Here is a 17,282-nt window from a genome sequence, read left to right as displayed (position 1 = left end):
CTTGTCTGTGACATGGGCATTACACTTCCCACATGGGAGAGTTAGAATTACGTTAGGGCTATTGATGTAAAAACAGTTCTATCCGGTACAATGGACGTTATTCTTTCCAGGGAACACTTCTGATGCGAAAAAAGACTGAAATCAGTGCGGAAGCCAGGATTGAAGAGACAGAAAATTCCCATATCCCGGAATATACCAGATGCCACGCGCGGAAAAAAAGAACGGGATTCCCTGATGAAATTTGTGAGAATTTTTCAGGTCCGGACAATTAGGATGTTGGTTTTGCTGTAGTTGACCACATAGGAGGAGACGCTGCCGAGAAGCAGGCGATCAAGTTTGGATTTGCCGAGAGAACCGACAACGATCAGGTCTGCACCGATCTTGGTCGAAATTTCAATGATGGTGTCTCCTGCATGACCTGCCTCAATGTGCGGTTCAACGGTGATGCCTTTCTGTTTTGCATCCTCGACAAGTTCTGCGATGACCTGATGTCCCTCCTTTTCAAACCGTTCGTAGATCAGTTCCCATGTGGTGTCCACCGGTGCAGGGCTGACGATTCCTGATTCAATGACATAGATTACGTGGAGTTCGGCTTTATTCTGTTTTGCCAGATCAACTGCCCGCGAAAATGCACGCCGGCTGATCTCGGACCCATCAATTGCTACAAGTATTTTGGAAAACATGACTGTATACCTCCGATTATCTCGTTATGATAACTTATCCTCTCCTAAACTTAAAAAGAGTTCGGAGATGGCAAGGGTTCAGCCTCATCCGCGGATGACCATAATGTTCCGCATGCTGTACTGGGTTACATAGGCAGACACACTGCCGAGAAGCAGACGATCCAGGTGAGATTTGCCAAGGGATCCGACAACAATCAGGTCGGCGTCCATCTCGTCGGCGGTGCTGACGATCCGGTCGCCCGGATGGCCGGAGACAAGGTGCGGGGTAAAGGAGACCTCGGCTTCTTTTGCGATCTCTTCCAATTCGTCAAGCAGCATTTTTGCGTCTGTTTCGGATCGTGTCTGGTTTGCGGGACTGTCGTCCTTCCACATGTGGGGACTGTTGACGACCGCGATTGCATGCAGTTCGGCGTTGCTTTCTTTGGCGAACTCAAGAGCGCGGGAGTACGCTATTCTGCTGATCTCAGAACCATCCAGTGCTACAAGAATCCTGGAGAACATGATAATTCTACTGTCGTTTTATAAGGATAAAAAATCTCGGATGATTCTGTTCACCCGTACATTACCCGGACAGAGCGGCTGCCGATCCTTGATACAAGCGAGAGTGCCGGAGACTGTGTCCATTTCTTTGCATATCCCGGATCAAGACAGATGAGATTTGCGGGTTCTCCTTCTTCAATGATACCCCGATGACCGAGAAGGGAAAAACCGCCGGTTGCCATGGAAAGTGTTTCTTCGGGCGATGTTTTGTACACGGTGGTGAGGAATGCACATTCGGCAAACATGTCGGGAGCAACAAACATGACGTTGTCGGTACCAAGCCAGAGCGTACATCCGGCGTCGATCATTTTTCTCACGGGGGGACGGGAAGCGGCGTCTGTTCCACCCAGTATCCAGTTGGAACGCGGACAGATTACCAGGGGGATATTGCGGTCGGCGGCTTCGCGTATGTGGCGTTCCTCGAAACAGGTTGCGTGAATGATGAAGTCAGGGTCCAGTGCAAAGGCGTCTTCGATGTCTTTGGTTCCTGCTTCCCCGGCATGGATGGCGATGCGCTTTCCTGCGGCACGGGCGCGCTCGACTGCGGCGAGGTCGGCGGCAGGATGTTTTGCACTGCTGAGACCAAGCCCGTCCGCCACAAACTCGCCGCCGTCCCGGCCGAAGATTACGGGATGGATGCCGGGAGTGTCTGCCTGCTGCAGAAGCTGAACGCCGTGTGCTCCTCCTTCCCGGAATTCGGCGAATGCTGCGGTGCCGGTTGTGTGCATAAACTGCATTGTCTCATGCATGGCGGCACTCAGGCGTTCGTCTTGGGTTGCGCGGAGAATTCTGTGTTTCAGTCCGTTGGGTGGCGCAACAAGGTCTGCAAGCGGGCGGCCCTGCACGGGAGTGTCCATTGCAACGGTGTCGGCGATGTGGGTGTGGGCGTTGAAAAATGCCGGTGCTATCCACCCGGCTGCCGGTTTTGTACTCTCTGCAATTTCGGTGATGATGCCCTTTTCAATGCTGATGGTTACATTGCGCGGTGAAAATGTTTCACCGCAGAATGCGAGTCCCTGCAGTTCTCCGTCCTGCATATCTGTTGATCCTCCTCCTGATTTTATATGTTTGGAGCGGGAACATAATATGGTATGGCATCAAAGAAGTCGGGCAGAGGGTTAAGTTCATCCGCAGGTCTTGTTACGTATTATGATGCCGACAACCGGACGGCTGTTCATATCGGTCCGAAGACCGTTCTGATTGTCGTGGCAGTTGTTGGTGTTGCAATATACCTGCTGAACTTCTTCTTCTAAATTGTTCGGGGTTTAGACAAACCTGCAGGGATTTGCGCTGTCATTTCCGGCAGCAGTATTTTTTTTGAAAATCCGGTTTTGTTGAGAGGGTAATTTCCTGAACTTTGTTTCCGTGTTCTTCCACAATCCGTCTGATATCGGCATAGGCTATCCAGACGGTGATGGTGTTGATGTTCGGGTGGACGCCGATGCACGGTTTTTCGATCAGGTCGGCATCAAAGATAACTTCAACCGCAGAGTCGCGGTCGTTGAGGATGCCAAAGGGTGTTACCTCGCCCCGCGCGAGGTTGAGATATCTGGTGAGGCGCTCTGCTGAAGCGAAGCTGAGGGAAGTGGATCCGATCTTTTCTGCGAGTGTTTTGAGGTCTGCGGTTTTTTTGCCGCAGAGTACTACGAGGAAATGCCGTTTTCCTTTTGCGTCGCGCAAAAAAAGATTTTTGCAAACTTCGCCAAGATCGGGTACACCGAGGTTTTCCATGTCTTGATAGGTGCAGGCGGCCGGGTGGCGGGTTAGTTTGTAGGGTATTTTTTTCTCATTCAGGAGAGCAAAGACCGGGTCTTCCGGATTCATGTCTATCGGATGTGGAGGGCTTTCCGGATGAGGTCTTCTTCCCGGGTAAAGTAGAGGGAGTTGTGGCCTTTCCAGGTTTCACAGCCGGAAAATTTGACAACCGGAATCCCGTTGTTACTTTCGCCCATGATGAAGTTGGAGAAGGCTGCGATTTCATCAACGACTGCTTCTTCGGTGATCTCAAGTTCCAGACCGAAGAGGTCGCGGTCGCCGCGGAAGTCGCGGATGGCAGTCATACCGGCCCAGCCGATGGCACTGCCGGTCTGACCGCGGCGGAAGGCGCGGCCGCAGGTGTCGGTAACGATGACACCAACGTCGATACCGGTGATTTCATGTATTTTTTCGCGGATTTCCCGGGCTTCTGCCATTGGGTCTTTCGGCAGAAGAATGATGTTTTCACCTTCGATGTTGCTGTTATCTACTCCGGCGCGCACACCAACGTGACCGAAGGGGAGTTCGGAGAGGATGAACGGGTATTCGATGATGATGTCGGCAGACGAGTCCAGGACTCCCTGAATGAACCGCGGGTCTTCTCCGGTTTTTGCAGAGATTCTTTCTGCGTCGGGAGTAGGGACGATTTCTGCGAGCGGCCGGACGTAGCCTTTGGCTTTGGATACGATTGTTGAGGCGATACAGATGATGTCTCCGTTCTCAAAGCCGGTGTTTGCACAGATGATGGCAGGGATGTCGTCACCCTTTTGTATGAGCGGAATTCCGGAAATTCCGGTTACCTGAACTGACATTATCTGTCTGGTATGCACCTGTGTGATTATAAAGTCGGGGGTTTTGTACTGGGAGCTAAGAGATACTTTTTTTACTGTTCAGGTTGATCAACTGATATAACCGCATGAGTACCTATCGTGTTATCCGCTGCCCGGGCTGCCATCAGTTTACGTATACGGATCAGTATGGGAAGTGGAAGCTTTGTCCGGTCTGCGGGGAGGTCATTTCACTTGAGCGGGTGCCGATTTATCTGGAGGTGGATGATTTTTCGCAGGCTGAGGTTTTGATAAAAGAGGTGGAGCGGTATTTGTACCGGAGCGGGCGTCTGGATCTGACGCCCGCGGAAGTGAATCTGATACGCGAGAAGTATCTTGCCTGGCTGCACGCAGCGGTATAACCGGAAGTTACCAGAGTCTGCCGCAGTTGGGGCAGAGGATTGCCGGACGACGACCGCACTTGGGGCAAAAAAGCTGACCGTGCGAGTTCTGAATGAGTTCTGTTCCACACTCACGGCAGTAGATCTCTTTTTTGAAACCGCAGATGTGTTCAACTACCATATAGATAATACCTCTGCATGGAAGCGGATAAATGTAGTGCTCGAATCAGGGTGAGAATCCCACAGGTGTTGCACTTTATTCCTGAACATCGTGGGCTGAAATTCGATCAGCAAAGATCATTCGTGGTCAATAAACGAATTTAGGTGCACCGCCAATCCCACAAGAAAGTTCATCTTATATCCGTTCCACATAATAGAGAGCATAGGGCTAAATAAGGCGCGAGGGTTGCCAAGCCAGGTTAACGGCGCAGGGCTTAGGACCCTGTCTCAAGGAGTTCATGGGTTCGAATCCCATCCCTCGCATTGATGGAAAAAATGCTCAAAAAAGTTGAAATTTCCGGACTGCGGCACTTCGCCGAGTATGCGGTGCCGGTGGAAGGGCTTTTGGTCTTTTACGGGAAAAACGGTGCAGGAAAGTCTTCGATTGCTGTAGCGTTTGAGATGCTGTCTGCTATTGCAGGGCGATCCCTTGGCGACTGGACCGGGGTGTTCGGGAACTGCGGGGCACTTTTTCATTTCGGGTCTGAGTGTACAAAGGAGATTGTGCTTTGTGTGCAGCGGGGTCGTGAGTCCTACCGTGCAGTTCTTGTCCGGGATCCAAAGGATGCGGAGCGGTTGATCCTTTCCCGTGAGCAGCTGGTGGTACAGGATCAAAAGGATGATACGCAGCTGGAAAAGATCGAGGTTGGGACCGGCGAGCGGGAGAGTATCTTCGGTGTTCCCGTGGAGCCTGAGCTGCGCGATGTGTACCCGATCATGCGGGAGATGGATCGCTGGTGGATTGGTCATCTTGTTCCGTCCGCGATGCGAAAGCCGGAAACGAACGATACGGGCAGGCAGCTTTATCCGACCGGCAGGAATCTGGAGGCGTGTGTTCTCCGGTTTGCGGCGGGTATACCGGAGGCGTTTTCTTCAGTGGAGGCGGCTGTTGCGCAGGTTGAGCCGGAGTTTGTCCGGTTTGTGATTGTGGATGAGGGCGGGCACAAGCGACTGATGTGGGAGTCAACGGCCCGGGCAATGCTTATTCCCTACCAGTATTTCTCTGAAGGGACGCTGCGGCTGCTTGCCTATGCGGTGCTGTTCTCTTCACCGGATCTGCCGGAGGCAATTGTTATCGATGATATTGAAACGGCACTTGATGATGATCATATTGAGGTATTAATGCGGATTGTGAGGGATGCGGGGAAACGGACGAATATTGTTCTGACGACCCGTTCGGAAAAGGTTGCGGTGTGTGCCGGAGCTGCGGTTCGTGAGATATGATTTATTTGAGATAAGACAATATAGTTAGCAACATCTATGTTGCGCCGTCCTGTTCTTATTCTCCCGGTTCTTTTGCTGCTGCTGATTGTGAGTATTTTTGTTACGACCTGTATCGGGGTGTCCGGTTTGTCGCTGTGGAATTTTGATACGGCGATGATTCATAAGCTGTTGTTTGAGGTCCGGCTGCCGCGGGTGTGCGGTGCGGTGCTGGTTGGTCTCGGGCTGGCTGCGGCGGGTTGTGCTATGCAGGGGCTGTTCCGCAATCCGATGGCTGATCCGTATATTATCGGAACGTCGTCGGGAGGGGCACTGGGGGCTGCGTTTGCGATTGTGTTTCTCGGCGGGCTGTTTCTGCCGGTTCTTGCGTTTGTCGGTGCGACATTGTCGACGATTGTGGTGTATATTATTTCTCTCCGGCACGGACGGGTGGCGGTTGAGACGCTGCTTCTGTCGGGTATTGCGGTGTCACTGTTTTTGTCGGCGATGCTGTCGTTTCTGATGTATATTTCGGGAAACAGTCTGCATCAGATTATGTTCTGGATGATGGGCGGGTTCTGGAATGTGTACTGGGATGATGTGTTTTTAGGTCTTCTGATTCCTGCGGCGTGTGTGGTGGTGTTTGTGTTTTCCCGGGATCTGAATGTGATGGCTCTGGGGGAGGAGGAAGCGGTGCATCTCGGGGTGAATACGGAGAAGACGAAGCGGATTCTTTTGCTGGTTTCTTCGTTTATTACTGGTATTGCGGTGTCGATTGCGGGGTGCATCGGGTTTGTTGGTCTGATTATTCCGCATATTATGCGGATTCTTACCGGGCCGGATCACCGGGTTCTGCTGCCCGCGTCGATGATGGCCGGCGCGATTCTTTTGATGTGGGCTGATACGGCTGCGCGGACGCTGCCGGTTGAGATTCCGGTGGGTATTATTACGGCGTTTCTTGGTGCGCCGTTCTTTATTTATCTTCTGCGGAGGAGGACACAGGTATGATGCCGGTGATTTCTGCGGAGCGGTTGTGTGTGAGCTATGGTGATCACAAGGTTCTCCGGGATCTTTCGCTTGCGGTGGAGGAGGGACGGTTCATCGGGATTCTCGGGCCGAACGGGTGCGGGAAGACGACGTTTCTCCGGGCATTGTCGCGGATTCTTGAGCCGGTTTCGGGGGTGGTGATGATTGAGGGGATGGATGTTGCGGCGTACGATACGCGGGCGCTTGCACGTATTCTGGGATGTGTGCGTCAGGAGACGGATGTTGCGTTTCCGTTTACGGTCCGTGAGATTGTGCTGATGGGCCGTCATCCGCATATCGGGCGGCTTGCACCTCTGGGGGAAGCGGATCTGTCGATTGCGGATGAGGCGATGCGGAGGACGAATACGCTGCATCTGGCGGATAAGCTGATTACGGAGGTGTCGGGCGGTGAGCGTCAGCGGGTGCTGATTGCGCGGACGCTTGCGCAGCAGCCGAAGATTCTGCTGCTGGATGAGCCGACTTCACATCTTGATATTAATCATCAGCTGGAGATTCTGAGTCTGATTCAGGAGCTGACGCCGAAGATTACGGTTGTGGGGGTGTTCCATGATTTTAATCTCGCGTCGTATTTCTGTGACCGGCTGATTCTGATGAGTGCGGGGCAGATTGTGGCGGCAGGTACTCCTGCGGAGGTGCTGACGGCCGAGAGGATTCAGATGAGTTTTTCTGTACGGATGCTGGTGCATACGCATCCTCTGACGGGGAAGCCGTATCTGGTTCCGGCGTACGATGTTGCGGCAGCTCCGGGAGGGGTCCGGGTGCATGTGATTTCGGGCGGGGGGTCGGGTTCGGAACTGTTTCATCTGCTGCTTTTGCACGGGTGCCGGGTTACGGCGGGAGTGCTTGCGGCAAATGATTCGGATGCGGCGGCGGCAGCGGCGCTCGGGATTGAGGCGGTGGTGGAACCGCCGTTTGCGGCTGTTTCGGATGCGGCGGTTGAGCGTCTGAGGGGTCTGCTTGCGGCGGCGGATGTGGTGGTGGTTGCGGGAATGCCGGTCGGTTCGGGGAATCTTGCGAATTTGTCGGTTCTGAGGGATGTTTCAGTGCCGATATATTTCGTTGGAAGATGCGGTGATTATGCCGGGGGAGCGGCGGATGTGCTTTGTGCGGAGCTTGCCGGATGCGGGGCGGTTGAGGTTGTGTCGGCTGCGGATCTGCTGCGACGGATTCTGCTATGAGACGGTTTGGTGTTTCGACGAACTGCGGGATGGGATTTCCTCTCCCGGATGTGCTGATGCGGCTTTCGGAGGTTTGTGATCTGGTGGAGGTTCAGTGCGATGCGAAGCATTCTTTGTTTTTGTATGAGGATGTCTGCAGGGATTTTGATCTGCGGTACACGATTCATGCACCGACGGGGGACGGGAATATTGCGTCTGCGTTTGAGCCGATGCGGCGGGCGAGTGTGGAGGTGATCCGTGAGACTGCGGAGGCCGGGGATCGGATCGGTGCGGAGACGCTGGTGATTCATCCGGGGTTCTGTCTGCACCCGGAGGAGTGGGATGCGTCAACTGCGGCGATGCTGCGGAGTTTTGCAGAGCTGGGGGAGATGCAGGAGGAGTTTTCGATCCGGTTTGCGGTGGAGAATCTGGGCAGCTGGGACTGCTGCAGGTTTCAGACGCCGGAGCTTCTCGAACGTATCCGTGACTGCGGGTTGTCGTTTGTGCTGGATGTGGGGCATGCGAATCTGACGGGGACGCTTGCGGAGTTTCTTGCAGCAAAGCCGGAGCATCTGCATCTGCATGATAACTGCGGGGAGGTGGATGAGCATGCGGCGTGCGGGTCGGGGACGGTTGATTTTTCTCAGGTGCTTGCGGCGGCGGGGTCTGCGACGATGGTTGTGGAGGTTCTGCGGTTTGAGGATGTGGGGAGGAGTCTTTCGTTTCTGGAGGAGTTGTAGATGACGGGGTCGTCATCACGGGTGTGCTGCCGGGGAATGCAGAGGAGTTCTGCGATCAATATTTTTTGTGTGATACTACGAAGTGATTTAGTAGGTATTTTTTCTGGAAAATGTAGGTGGTTGGATGGTTATCGGGCATGATGAAAAGAAAACGCGAGATAATGCAGATGCGTCGCTACGCGGCGCGTGGTGATGCATCTGCTGTTTCTTTTCTCAGGTATCCCACTCACCACGTACCCGCCCGCAGGTTCCGGAAACAATTTCAGAAAAAGATAAACGGGTCCGCGGATTGCTTCCAGAAAAAAATACTTATGAAATGATTTTGTGACAGCATACGTATGATATCCGGTCATTTTGCCTGAAGATGCCTCTACGCTGTTCTCACCGGTTCAACTATTTCTCTCTGCAATCCTCTTGCAGTAAGATGTAATAAAATTTCCCTCACCCTTTTCTCTGCCTGCCGGATCACACGAATCCTTTTCCAAAAAAATAGGGGAAGACAACCAAGTCCCCTCCGGCAAAAGCGGCCGCATCACGCCAGACCCCGGTACAAAGCATCAGACGCACCGAAATACAACGCACGCCGGAGAATCCGTGCCCTATTCTGCCGTGAACCGTACAGAACGCCGCATGAATCCTACTGCAATAGGATATAATACAGAAAAATTTGTTCACTCAGGGCAACGTACCACCGGTGATTTTCTGCTGTGCAGAATGTCTGCCATGCAGATGTGTTAATAATATAAATATCAATTGAGCCATTTTTAGGTTTAGGTTTCCCAAAACTATGGTTTCGGGATCGGATCCGCTGCCGAACCCACGGCATAAATCCCGCGCAGTCAATCTCGTTTCTTTGTTTCCTCGGTTTTCCATGCATTGTCGTATGCGCGCAAAAGCCCTGCAACCATTGACAATGAAACTTGTGTTGTTAATTACTTTACTTGTCTTAACGCCGATCTGCTTATATGATCGAAAGAAAAAATGTTGTAATGTAAGCGGTGCGGACGTGTGCGGCAGTTACCTGCAGAGTACGATGCCGGCAGATCTGCCCTGCTTGCAGGACCGTGAACCGGGGCCGTTGAAAAATGCGTATGCGTCGGGAATGTACGGCACGTAATGATATCTGAATACCGGATGGTATCAGCATCCGGTAACCAAAAATCTCGTGAAAAGAAATTCGGAGATCTATTGTATGCAAAAAGAAGCATTTAAAATTATGGGGGCCCTGCTCGTGCTGGTCCTCGCAGTATCGTTCAGCGTCGGCGCGGTGTCGGCGGCAAGCTATTCTGTTGACATTATCGATGGAAGTCTTGCACTAACAAAAGATGTTCCCGCATGGGGCGCACCCGATCAGACACTTGGGTACTTCTTCGATGCAGAGACTGCTCTTGGAGCATTAAGAGAAGCGTATGTGGAGAATGATATTTCGACTTACGAAATCACCTTTGCATACAACACGAACAATGTCGGTGAGTACACCATCACGGACATCAACGGTGTCAGTTCAGCTGGTTCTGTCTGGTATCCGTTTGTTGGTACAACCTATGCACCAACCACAGCAACTCCGGTTACATCAGCCAGCAATGTGGTAACCTTCCTCCTTGCAGAGTCAGGACATGAAGCAGCACTCCTTTCCGGTGAAGAAGGCTTCGATGATATTAGTGAAATTGCAGAAAACAATGTAGATATTACAGTCACCTTTACGAACCCGGTCTTCAGCATCAGTCAGTCTATCTCAGTTCCGAATGGAACCACGGGTCTTGGAGTTCTGGACGCAGCCAAAGCACAGAATATCATTACCTCCTACACCAACACGTCTTACACGGATGATCAGGGTGTCTATGCATGGCTTGAGAGTATCAATGGGGTCTACTCCTACAACTGGTACAAGACCGGATACGGCTATGCCATTCTGAAGAACAATGCTCCTACTGATGCATTAAACCGTTTCAGCTTCACCACTGAACTGCCGAACCCGGACACCTTCGGAATCTACATGGCCCCCAGCACGTATGGAGGACAGTACCCGTTAGCAACTGCAACCGGCGGCTACTTCATTGACAAGGCAACCGAGAAACTGGTGTTATCGGTTGGTATTTCCGCATAAGAGTGTGTGTCTGATGCAGGCATCAAAAACAACCATCCATTTTCTTTTTTTTTTGATACTTCTCTCTCTCTTGTTGATACTGCCGGCTGCTGCTGACTATACTACGTATCAGGTAGATACTGCACGAACCGGTATCGCAGACGAGTTAAGCATCCAGTATACACCGGATGCAACTCCAACCCAAAATCTCCACACGTTTACTTATCACGCATCAGTGATCGGTACAAATACCGATCCAGTGAAGATGAGCCTGAACAAATTTAGTTCAACTCAGTATCCAAATCCCCTGAAAGATAACTCGAACTTTTACAGCTCCACCGGTGCAGTAAACAGCACCCCGGCTATCCATGAAGGCATGATATTTTTTGGAACCAGTAAATCTGCAAATACAAAGTATGCGACTGCTACAAATTATGGTGTCTTCTGCATTGATCTCTCTTCAAGAACTGAAATATGGTACACACCAATAATGTATGATGACAATACACCTGCAGGTGTTGTATCAGGATTTACCGTTCAGAACGGCAAGCTCTTTTTCGGTGGCGTCAACGGGAAACTCTACTGTTTAGACGAGTACACGGGTACGATCCTCGGACAAACAGAACCACTTGACACTACCGTGCAAACCGGTTTATCCTCGACACCACTGGTAATAGAGAATAAAGTCTACGTTACCTCCCAAACACCTGCAAAACTCTGGGTGTTCAGTATCGGTAATGACGGGTCGTTAACTGAGGAGAAGTCGATCGATCTTTCAGGAAACGTCGCTGCATTTTCCTCACCATCCACTGACGGCACGAACATCTATACTAGTGGAGACACAGGTTTTGCCGCGTTTGATTCCTCAGGAACTCTTCTCTGGAATGGGACAACAAATGGACCAACCGGGACACCGGTGTATTCCGACAATGTTCTCTATGTAAGAACCGCCGAAAAACTCTGGGCATTCTCCACAACAACACACAAAGAACTGTGGAACATCACCCACTCCGGTTATCCTACTGCACCCGTGGTAAAAAAACACGTATCGCTATCTGATAAGCTTGGTGGAAATACGGTCACTCTTGTTATTGCCAATGGATATGCGGGTCTGACTGCTTATAATGCCACTTCCGGCATACAGATCTGGAATCATGTACCGAACATGGCCTCCTATAATGCAGTGAAGAACAATGCCCTCACGGTTTCCAGCTTCTCGATATCCCCGAACTCTCCGATTATGGCCGGAAACAATGTTTACTATACGGCAAACCTTGTACCCTCTGCCACGTTTACCAACGGATGTACGGGAGTCTTTGGAGTAAATGTTTCGACAGGAACGGAAGATTCCTGTACGTCATCCAACGTCATCTATCCGGTGTACTCCGGTATCATTGGGACGACGAATGCAGCGACAACCTACATTGGATCTGCCTCACCGGTCGTCTCCAATAATCAGATCTTTCTGGGAACAGGTTCGAGGATGGGTAAATCTACTGCGGGAAAAGACAATGCCGTCCTCATCCTCGGGGAACCGCAGGGACTTCCTACAACTCTCCTCAGAAACACCATCACCGTACCACCAACACTCACACTGTCAGTACAGGGTACGACGACTCCTTATGCAAGTCCGCTTGGTTTACTCCAGATGCTGTCTGAAAAAGACAGTCAGAACAGTTTCAGTTTCTCCAGTGGAGTGCTTACCCAGTTCCGAACCATTAGTAGTAATTCAGGGGGGGACAAATCATGGAAACTGAAGATTAACGAGGTGGATTCTACAGACTACTGCACTGCCTTGGAGAATGGAGATGCCCTTCTGTTCTACTACAGTGCTGGTACGTACGCACAGGCAACAGAGGCATTCCGCCTCACAGCCAAAGTTACAGATACCTTTGCCACGGTTACTCTCTCAGAAGATTACTGGCGTGCCTTCCAGCCGAATGATGGAGCAAAAACCATCTCCGCAATCGTAAAAGACTGGAATGGAAACACACTCCCCGATGTAGAGGTTTCCTGGTCGATTTCCAATACAGGATCATTCACTATTCAAAAGGCAGGTTCGTTATCCGCAACGTATCAGCCAACGGCTTCCAGCGGAGAAGCAACCATCACTGCAACGTATACACCATCAAATGGAAACGGAGCATCGGTATCCGCAACAACACCAAAACCGATCTACATTTACAACCGTATCACCTCAATCCCCCCTAATCCTGCTATTGAATCAACGACTGGCTACACCACGTGGAAGGGAAATCCGGCAAGAACCGGTGTTGCAGAAGGTACGGGACCGATGACAAATAATGTCATCATGGATCTGGCATTCAAGATCTACGAAGATGATAAGAATAACAGATATATCCCGCTTGTAGACGGATCTCCCGTAATCCATGACGGAAAAATCTATTTCACCATCTGGAGCGGGGGAATGGCAGAGGGCATTAAAACAGGAATGTTCTGTTATGATCTGGCAAAGACAGACGCAGATGCGGAAACAGAGTATCTCTGGTGGAATGAATCTCTTTCCAGCCGGACCAGCATGACCGTTGCAGATGGGAAAATCTACGCAGGAACCGGCACAGGGCGACTAGTCTGTCTGAATGCCGCTGACGGTTCAGGTAACTGGCAGACACCGGTTATCAGTAATTACCCGTTTACCGGACTTGCAGCAACACCGTTGGTCTACGATGACAAGGTATATGTCAATGTCATTAACGTTACTGACGAAAAGACGACGACTGTAGGTGGAAAACCCGTTTCCATCGCAACAATAGATGAGTATCTGTACGTTTTTAACAAAAATGACGGAGCCCAGATTGCCAAAATCTTTACAGGAGTACATGATCCATTACATGGCGATATCAGTGGCGGAGCAAGCAAATACGCCTCCCCGTCCCTGTCTCCGGACGGCACGATCTATACCGTTGGAGCAGGGGGAATTGTCGCAATAGACAGTACAACCAATGCAAAAATCTGGGAGTTTAACGCAGGGGCGCGTGGCGGACAGGACATCGCTTCCGGCATGTACTATGTTGAATCTGGAAATGATATCTACGTTGGCTCTCCCGTCTACAAAAATCAGAGAATTTACTTCACTACCAGTGGAGGAAGTCTTGGAGGAAATAGTGCTCCCGGAAAACTGTACTGCCTGAATGCGATTACCGGCGAAAAAATCTGGGATATTACCGACACCAACATCAAGGCAACAACTCCGGTCGTAACTGATAGCTTAATCCTCACTACCGGATTTGGTCTCTCCGCCTATGATCATTCCGGAACATTACAGTGGCACCATGTCGACAGCAGCACAGGAGGAAATGGTTACGTCCAGTATGCATCCCCGATTGTTGCCGGAACCGTCGCATACTATGGAACATGGGGTCAGGGTCTTTATGCAGTAAATATCGAAGACGGTTCACAGGTCTGGAACTTTAAAGGAAAATCCATTAGTGGCCCGGACGACTGGAAATCACTCACGGAAGCGACACCTGCCATCTACAATGGGGTACTCTATGTCGGAATGGAAAACGGGCATTTCTACGGAATCAAAGATGCAGGCAGCATAGATCAGCTTCCATTCAACATCACCGTTCCAACCTCAGTTACCGCAGGAGTTGAAGCAGTCTTTACCATTGACGGACCGGCTTCCGGATACAACTGGGACTTTGGAGATGGATCCATCGCTTTAGGTAAGAAAACGGTCTACAAAATCTGGAAAAATGCCGGGACCTACATCGTAAAAGCGTACATCGGGGATAACATTAAGACAGTCACCATCACTGTTCAGCAGGCACCGGGAGAGTTTACCGGTGGCCGGCATCAGGATGCTGTGATCCAGGCTGAAACCGGAGTCACCATCCCGACAGAGAATAGTGTTACCCTCCGCTTCTCCAACAGTACTGTTTCAAGCGGTACACCAATGGTGACGATCGCAGAGTTTGAAGTTGTGAAATTGAACGAACCAGATCCAAACATCACACTTGACCCGAGCAAGTTCGACACCCCACCCAACACCAAAAAAACCCTCCTTAAGATGAACGTCACGGAGGTCAAAAATGTTACGAACAAAGAATCACTCAGCAACTACGCCTGGCTCACCATAAATCTGCCGGTCGATCAAACAGACAAGGACAAACTTAGTTTCTGGCGTTACGCTGATGGTACCAAAGTTCCTGAACGGCTGAAATCCGATCTCAGTGGTTATACAGAGACAAGAATAGCTGTATATAATGTTTACATTCCCGGATTCTCCACCATCGTTGCAACCGTGGATCAAACCACTGTGTCCGTGGTAGAACCGCCAAAGGAAAACACCGGCGGAACCGGAGGAGGAGGCAGCTCCGGCAGCAGCTACAGCGGCCTCTCCTTCACCAATGTCAACCCCGGAACAGGAGACTTCGAGTACACCACCCCCGACGGCACCACCTACACCGTCAGCGGTATGACCGCCTTCGGTGTTCTCAACGCCGCCGGACTCACCCTCGAAACCAAAACCTGGCCCGGCGGCATCTACGTCAACGCCATCAACGGCCTTGCACAGGACGCAAACCTCAACGGCTGGATGTACCAGGTCAACGGCTACGCCCCCATGGTCATGTCCAACAACTACAAAGTCACCTACGGCGACAAAGTCGTCTGGTACTACAGTGACAACAAAATGAGCACCGACCCCGCCAAAAGCAAAAAGTACTACGCCTTCACCGTCTCAACCGCGGTCTCTGCAACCGGCGGCGGTGCATCCGGACAGACCATTGGTCAGACCGCCAAACCCGGGACCACCACCAGCATCGTCGTCCCCGCCGAAACCAAACAGATCGCCGTCACCATCCCTGACGGCATCTCCGTCGAAAAACTCGCCGTCGGCCAGAAAATCACCATCGACACCGCCGTAACCAAACTCACCGGCACCGTCAACGTCAACTCCCGCAGCATCGTCATCATCCAGCCCGGCATCCAGATCACCATCCCGCTTGCCGACGTCGTCTACAACGGCGACGTAGCAACCGCAACCATCCGCGGCATGACCGCAGAAATAGTACCCGTACCGGTCACCGTCCCCAAAGGAGGATACAGCCTATGAACCCGACACACCTGTCACCGCAAAGCAGAACCGCGGAGTTCCTGCGCATCACCGCAGCCGCCCTGCTTCTGCTGCTCCTGCTCACCGCAGGAACAGCAGCAGCAGACGACACCATTCAGATCAGCCCCTCCGTCCTCCTCACCTTCGAAAACGTCCCCGCCGAACTCCTCACCGGATCCGAAATCGGCATCGACGCCGCAGCAGAGATCACCGGCAGCACCAGAACCATCCTCAAAAATGCAAAAGCCGGAAAAATCATCAACGCCGCCTACGCCGTAGCACTCACCCCCAAAGGCTTCAGCAAAAGCGACATCATCAAAGCAGACATCCGGCTCCCCGTCTCCGGCGACTGGTCCGGCGCACACAAACACATCTACGCAGCCGCCATCACCGGCGACACCTGCGAACTCCTCACCGTCACCCTCATCGGAACCGGCGGCGACGGAAACATCATCTTCGAAGCAGTCACCCGCGGACTCCCGGACATGATCCTCCTCGTCGCAACCGAAAACGCTGCCGACCTCTCCCTCCAGCAGACCGCAGTACCGACAGCATCCGCCCCCGCAACAGCGCAGCAGACCCCCGACCGCACCACCGCAGCCGCAACGCCCTCGGCAACCCTCGTCGAAGCCCCCGCCCCGGCCGCCGGAGCACTCCTCGGCCTCCTCGCCGCCGCCCTCATCACCACCCGCAGGAGGTGGGACTGACCCTCAGAACAAAACCGCGGACCACCACCACACCGCCGCGCACACCAACCGGGACCACCTGCGATCCGGACCGGAACGCACACCGAACAAAACTGTACTCCGAAAAAACCCGCAACACATAGAAACCGAAAACATGATCAAATCCAACGAACCCGTAACCCGTCCGGCCCTCTACTCAATCAGCAGCAAAACCCTGCACGGCAAAACCGAAAAAATCTACACACTCCTCGACACCATGCCCCCCGCATCCAAACCACGCAGCCGGGAACTGGCATGCCTCGACGCAATCTCCGAAATCTGTCAACACGGCGGGTGTGCAAAAGTAAAAGAAATAGCAAAACATCTCGGCATCACCACAACCACCGCCACAACCCTCCTCTGCCGCCTTGAAGAAAAACACCTCATCATTTATCAGCGGCACAAAGGAGCATACCTCACCCCGGACGGAACCGCAAAAGTCGCAGAAAACCTTGCCCTCCGCAAATCGCTCTACGACCTCCTCACCATGGCCGGCGTCCCCGACGCCGCCGCACAAAGCGATGCCGAAACACTCAACCGGGAACTCAGCGAAGGCACCCTCAAAACCCTCAGCAGCTGGATACAGGAACTCAGAACCCGGAACACCACAGACAAAAAATCCGGGCCCGCAAAAACTGCGGAAAAAACCCGCAACACACAACCCTGAAACAACGTACACACAAAAATTCCGGCCCGGGAAAAAAACATTCCGGGCCGGAACCACCGCATGGGACCAGGCGGCAGAGGGTCTGTACCAACCGGAATAAAAAAAATTCACACACCACCGGAAAACCGCATTGCACACACATACCGGCACTCCCGGGACACCGAACCCGCGGGAACCCTCGCATATACCCGCGAATACACATCCCGGAAACAAAC

General features: G+C 52.1%; 17 protein-coding genes and 1 tRNA gene. 12 read left to right on the top strand and 6 right to left on the bottom strand.

The features are described 5' to 3' along the window. Window positions 1-254 precede the first annotated feature (254 nt). From O0S10_RS02055 to O0S10_RS02045, 3 genes are all read right to left on the bottom strand, one after another. Window positions 255-683 (bottom strand): universal stress protein, encoded by a 429-nt coding sequence (locus tag O0S10_RS02055; RefSeq protein WP_268924235.1) that lies wholly within the window; start codon window positions 681-683, stop codon window positions 255-257. An 84-nt stretch (window positions 684-767) separates the two neighbouring features. Then, window positions 768-1,184, bottom strand: coding sequence for a universal stress protein (locus tag O0S10_RS02050; protein WP_268924234.1), 417 nt, complete (start codon window positions 1,182-1,184; stop codon window positions 768-770). A gap of 50 nt (window positions 1,185-1,234) precedes the next feature. Further along, window positions 1,235-2,260: an amidohydrolase family protein gene (locus O0S10_RS02045; RefSeq protein ID WP_268924233.1), complete on the bottom strand. Its 1,026-nt coding sequence runs from the start codon at window positions 2,258-2,260 to the stop codon at window positions 1,235-1,237. A 54-nt stretch (window positions 2,261-2,314) separates the two neighbouring features. Here O0S10_RS02045 and O0S10_RS02040 point away from each other — a divergent pair, with 54 nt between their 5' ends. Continuing rightward, entirely contained in the window at window positions 2,315-2,476 is a 162-nt protein-coding gene (locus O0S10_RS02040) for a preprotein translocase subunit Sec61beta (RefSeq protein ID WP_268924232.1), read from the top strand. Between the two features lie 40 nt (window positions 2,477-2,516). On the opposite strand, the gene O0S10_RS02035 is transcribed toward O0S10_RS02040, so the two are convergent. Both O0S10_RS02035 and O0S10_RS02030 read right to left on the bottom strand, forming a co-directional pair. Next, window positions 2,517-3,047, bottom strand: a complete 531-nt coding sequence (locus tag O0S10_RS02035) for a prolyl-tRNA synthetase associated domain-containing protein (RefSeq protein ID WP_268924231.1) — start codon at window positions 3,045-3,047, stop codon at window positions 2,517-2,519. A 2-nt stretch (window positions 3,048-3,049) separates the two neighbouring features. Beyond that, on the bottom strand, window positions 3,050-3,790 hold the full coding sequence (locus O0S10_RS02030) for a coenzyme F420-0:L-glutamate ligase (RefSeq protein WP_268924230.1): 741 nt from the start codon (window positions 3,788-3,790) through the stop codon (window positions 3,050-3,052). Between the two features lie 104 nt (window positions 3,791-3,894). On the opposite strand from O0S10_RS02030, the gene O0S10_RS02025 reads away from it, so the two are divergent. Next, window positions 3,895-4,167, top strand: coding sequence for a DUF1922 domain-containing protein (locus O0S10_RS02025; protein ID WP_268924229.1), 273 nt, complete (start codon window positions 3,895-3,897; stop codon window positions 4,165-4,167). 7 nt (window positions 4,168-4,174) lie between these two features. Here O0S10_RS02025 and O0S10_RS02020 read toward each other — a convergent pair whose 3' ends face one another. After that, on the bottom strand, window positions 4,175-4,327 hold the full coding sequence (locus tag O0S10_RS02020; protein ID WP_268924228.1) for a DNA helicase PriA: 153 nt from the start codon (window positions 4,325-4,327) through the stop codon (window positions 4,175-4,177). 218 nt (window positions 4,328-4,545) lie between these two features. Between O0S10_RS02020 and O0S10_RS02015 the strand changes: the two genes are divergently transcribed. The 10 genes from O0S10_RS02015 (at window position 4,546) to O0S10_RS01970 (ending at window position 17,067) form a co-directional block, all read left to right on the top strand. Continuing rightward, window positions 4,546-4,629, top strand: a tRNA-Leu gene (locus tag O0S10_RS02015). A gap of 12 nt (window positions 4,630-4,641) precedes the next feature. After that, window positions 4,642-5,589: an AAA family ATPase gene (locus O0S10_RS02010; protein ID WP_268924227.1), complete on the top strand. Its 948-nt coding sequence runs from the start codon at window positions 4,642-4,644 to the stop codon at window positions 5,587-5,589. Window positions 5,590-5,625: 36 nt separating this feature from the next. Further along, window positions 5,626-6,573 (top strand): FecCD family ABC transporter permease, encoded by a 948-nt coding sequence (locus tag O0S10_RS02005; protein ID WP_268924226.1) that lies wholly within the window; start codon window positions 5,626-5,628, stop codon window positions 6,571-6,573. After that, entirely contained in the window at window positions 6,570-7,790 is a 1,221-nt protein-coding gene (locus O0S10_RS02000) for an ABC transporter ATP-binding protein (protein ID WP_268924225.1), read from the top strand. Before O0S10_RS02005 ends, O0S10_RS02000 begins: the two co-directional genes overlap by 4 nt. Continuing rightward, entirely contained in the window at window positions 7,787-8,509 is a 723-nt protein-coding gene (locus O0S10_RS01995) for a sugar phosphate isomerase/epimerase family protein (protein WP_268924224.1), read from the top strand. Before O0S10_RS02000 ends, O0S10_RS01995 begins: the two co-directional genes overlap by 4 nt. Before the next feature lie 883 nt (window positions 8,510-9,392). After that, window positions 9,393-9,626 (top strand): hypothetical protein, encoded by a 234-nt coding sequence (locus O0S10_RS01990; protein ID WP_268924223.1) that lies wholly within the window; start codon window positions 9,393-9,395, stop codon window positions 9,624-9,626. Between the two features lie 75 nt (window positions 9,627-9,701). Further along, window positions 9,702-10,616, top strand: coding sequence for a beta clamp domain-containing protein (locus tag O0S10_RS01985; RefSeq protein WP_268924222.1), 915 nt, complete (start codon window positions 9,702-9,704; stop codon window positions 10,614-10,616). A gap of 469 nt (window positions 10,617-11,085) precedes the next feature. Continuing rightward, a complete protein-coding gene (locus O0S10_RS01980) occupies window positions 11,086-15,675 on the top strand; it encodes an outer membrane protein assembly factor BamB family protein (RefSeq protein WP_268924221.1) in 4,590 nt (1,529 codons plus the stop codon). After that, window positions 15,672-16,382 carry a hypothetical protein gene (locus tag O0S10_RS01975; RefSeq protein ID WP_268924220.1) on the top strand — a complete coding sequence of 237 codons (711 nt, stop codon included), beginning with the start codon at window positions 15,672-15,674 and terminating at the stop codon, window positions 16,380-16,382. The genes O0S10_RS01980 and O0S10_RS01975 overlap by 4 nt, the downstream gene beginning before the upstream one ends. 133 nt (window positions 16,383-16,515) lie before the next feature. Further along, entirely contained in the window at window positions 16,516-17,067 is a 552-nt protein-coding gene (locus O0S10_RS01970; protein WP_268924219.1) for a MarR family transcriptional regulator, read from the top strand. Window positions 17,068-17,282 lie beyond the last annotated feature (215 nt).

This window comes from Methanocorpusculum petauri, assembly GCF_026891975.1.
Lineage (GTDB): Archaea > Halobacteriota > Methanomicrobia > Methanomicrobiales > Methanocorpusculaceae > Methanocorpusculum > Methanocorpusculum petauri.
The sequence above is the reverse complement of the archived record's forward strand: the minus strand, read 5'-3'. Positions and strand labels throughout refer to the sequence as shown.

Excerpts from the sequence above, each read along its gene's own strand:
- O0S10_RS02055 (WP_268924235.1), bottom strand. The coding sequence starts at position 683 with ATGTTTTCCAAAATACTTGTAGCAATTGATGGGTCCGAGATCAGCCGG.
- O0S10_RS02050 (WP_268924234.1), bottom strand. The coding sequence starts at position 1,184 with ATGTTCTCCAGGATTCTTGTAGCACTGGATGGTTCTGAGATCAGCAGA.
- O0S10_RS02045 (WP_268924233.1), bottom strand. The coding sequence starts at position 2,260 with ATGCAGGACGGAGAACTGCAGGGACTCGCATTCTGCGGTGAAACATTT.
- O0S10_RS02040 (WP_268924232.1), top strand. The coding sequence starts at position 2,315 with ATGGCATCAAAGAAGTCGGGCAGAGGGTTAAGTTCATCCGCAGGTCTT.
- O0S10_RS02035 (WP_268924231.1), bottom strand. The coding sequence starts at position 3,047 with ATGAATCCGGAAGACCCGGTCTTTGCTCTCCTGAATGAGAAAAAAATA.
- O0S10_RS02030 (WP_268924230.1), bottom strand. The coding sequence starts at position 3,790 with ATGTCAGTTCAGGTAACCGGAATTTCCGGAATTCCGCTCATACAAAAG.
- O0S10_RS02025 (WP_268924229.1), top strand. The coding sequence starts at position 3,895 with ATGAGTACCTATCGTGTTATCCGCTGCCCGGGCTGCCATCAGTTTACG.
- O0S10_RS02020 (WP_268924228.1), bottom strand. The coding sequence starts at position 4,327 with ATGGTAGTTGAACACATCTGCGGTTTCAAAAAAGAGATCTACTGCCGT.
- O0S10_RS02010 (WP_268924227.1), top strand. The coding sequence starts at position 4,642 with ATGCTCAAAAAAGTTGAAATTTCCGGACTGCGGCACTTCGCCGAGTAT.
- O0S10_RS02005 (WP_268924226.1), top strand. The coding sequence starts at position 5,626 with ATGTTGCGCCGTCCTGTTCTTATTCTCCCGGTTCTTTTGCTGCTGCTG.
- O0S10_RS02000 (WP_268924225.1), top strand. The coding sequence starts at position 6,570 with ATGATGCCGGTGATTTCTGCGGAGCGGTTGTGTGTGAGCTATGGTGAT.
- O0S10_RS01995 (WP_268924224.1), top strand. The coding sequence starts at position 7,787 with ATGAGACGGTTTGGTGTTTCGACGAACTGCGGGATGGGATTTCCTCTC.
- O0S10_RS01990 (WP_268924223.1), top strand. The coding sequence starts at position 9,393 with ATGCGCGCAAAAGCCCTGCAACCATTGACAATGAAACTTGTGTTGTTA.
- O0S10_RS01985 (WP_268924222.1), top strand. The coding sequence starts at position 9,702 with ATGCAAAAAGAAGCATTTAAAATTATGGGGGCCCTGCTCGTGCTGGTC.
- O0S10_RS01980 (WP_268924221.1), top strand. The coding sequence starts at position 11,086 with ATGTATGATGACAATACACCTGCAGGTGTTGTATCAGGATTTACCGTT.
- O0S10_RS01975 (WP_268924220.1), top strand. The coding sequence starts at position 15,672 with ATGAACCCGACACACCTGTCACCGCAAAGCAGAACCGCGGAGTTCCTG.
- O0S10_RS01970 (WP_268924219.1), top strand. The coding sequence starts at position 16,516 with ATGATCAAATCCAACGAACCCGTAACCCGTCCGGCCCTCTACTCAATC.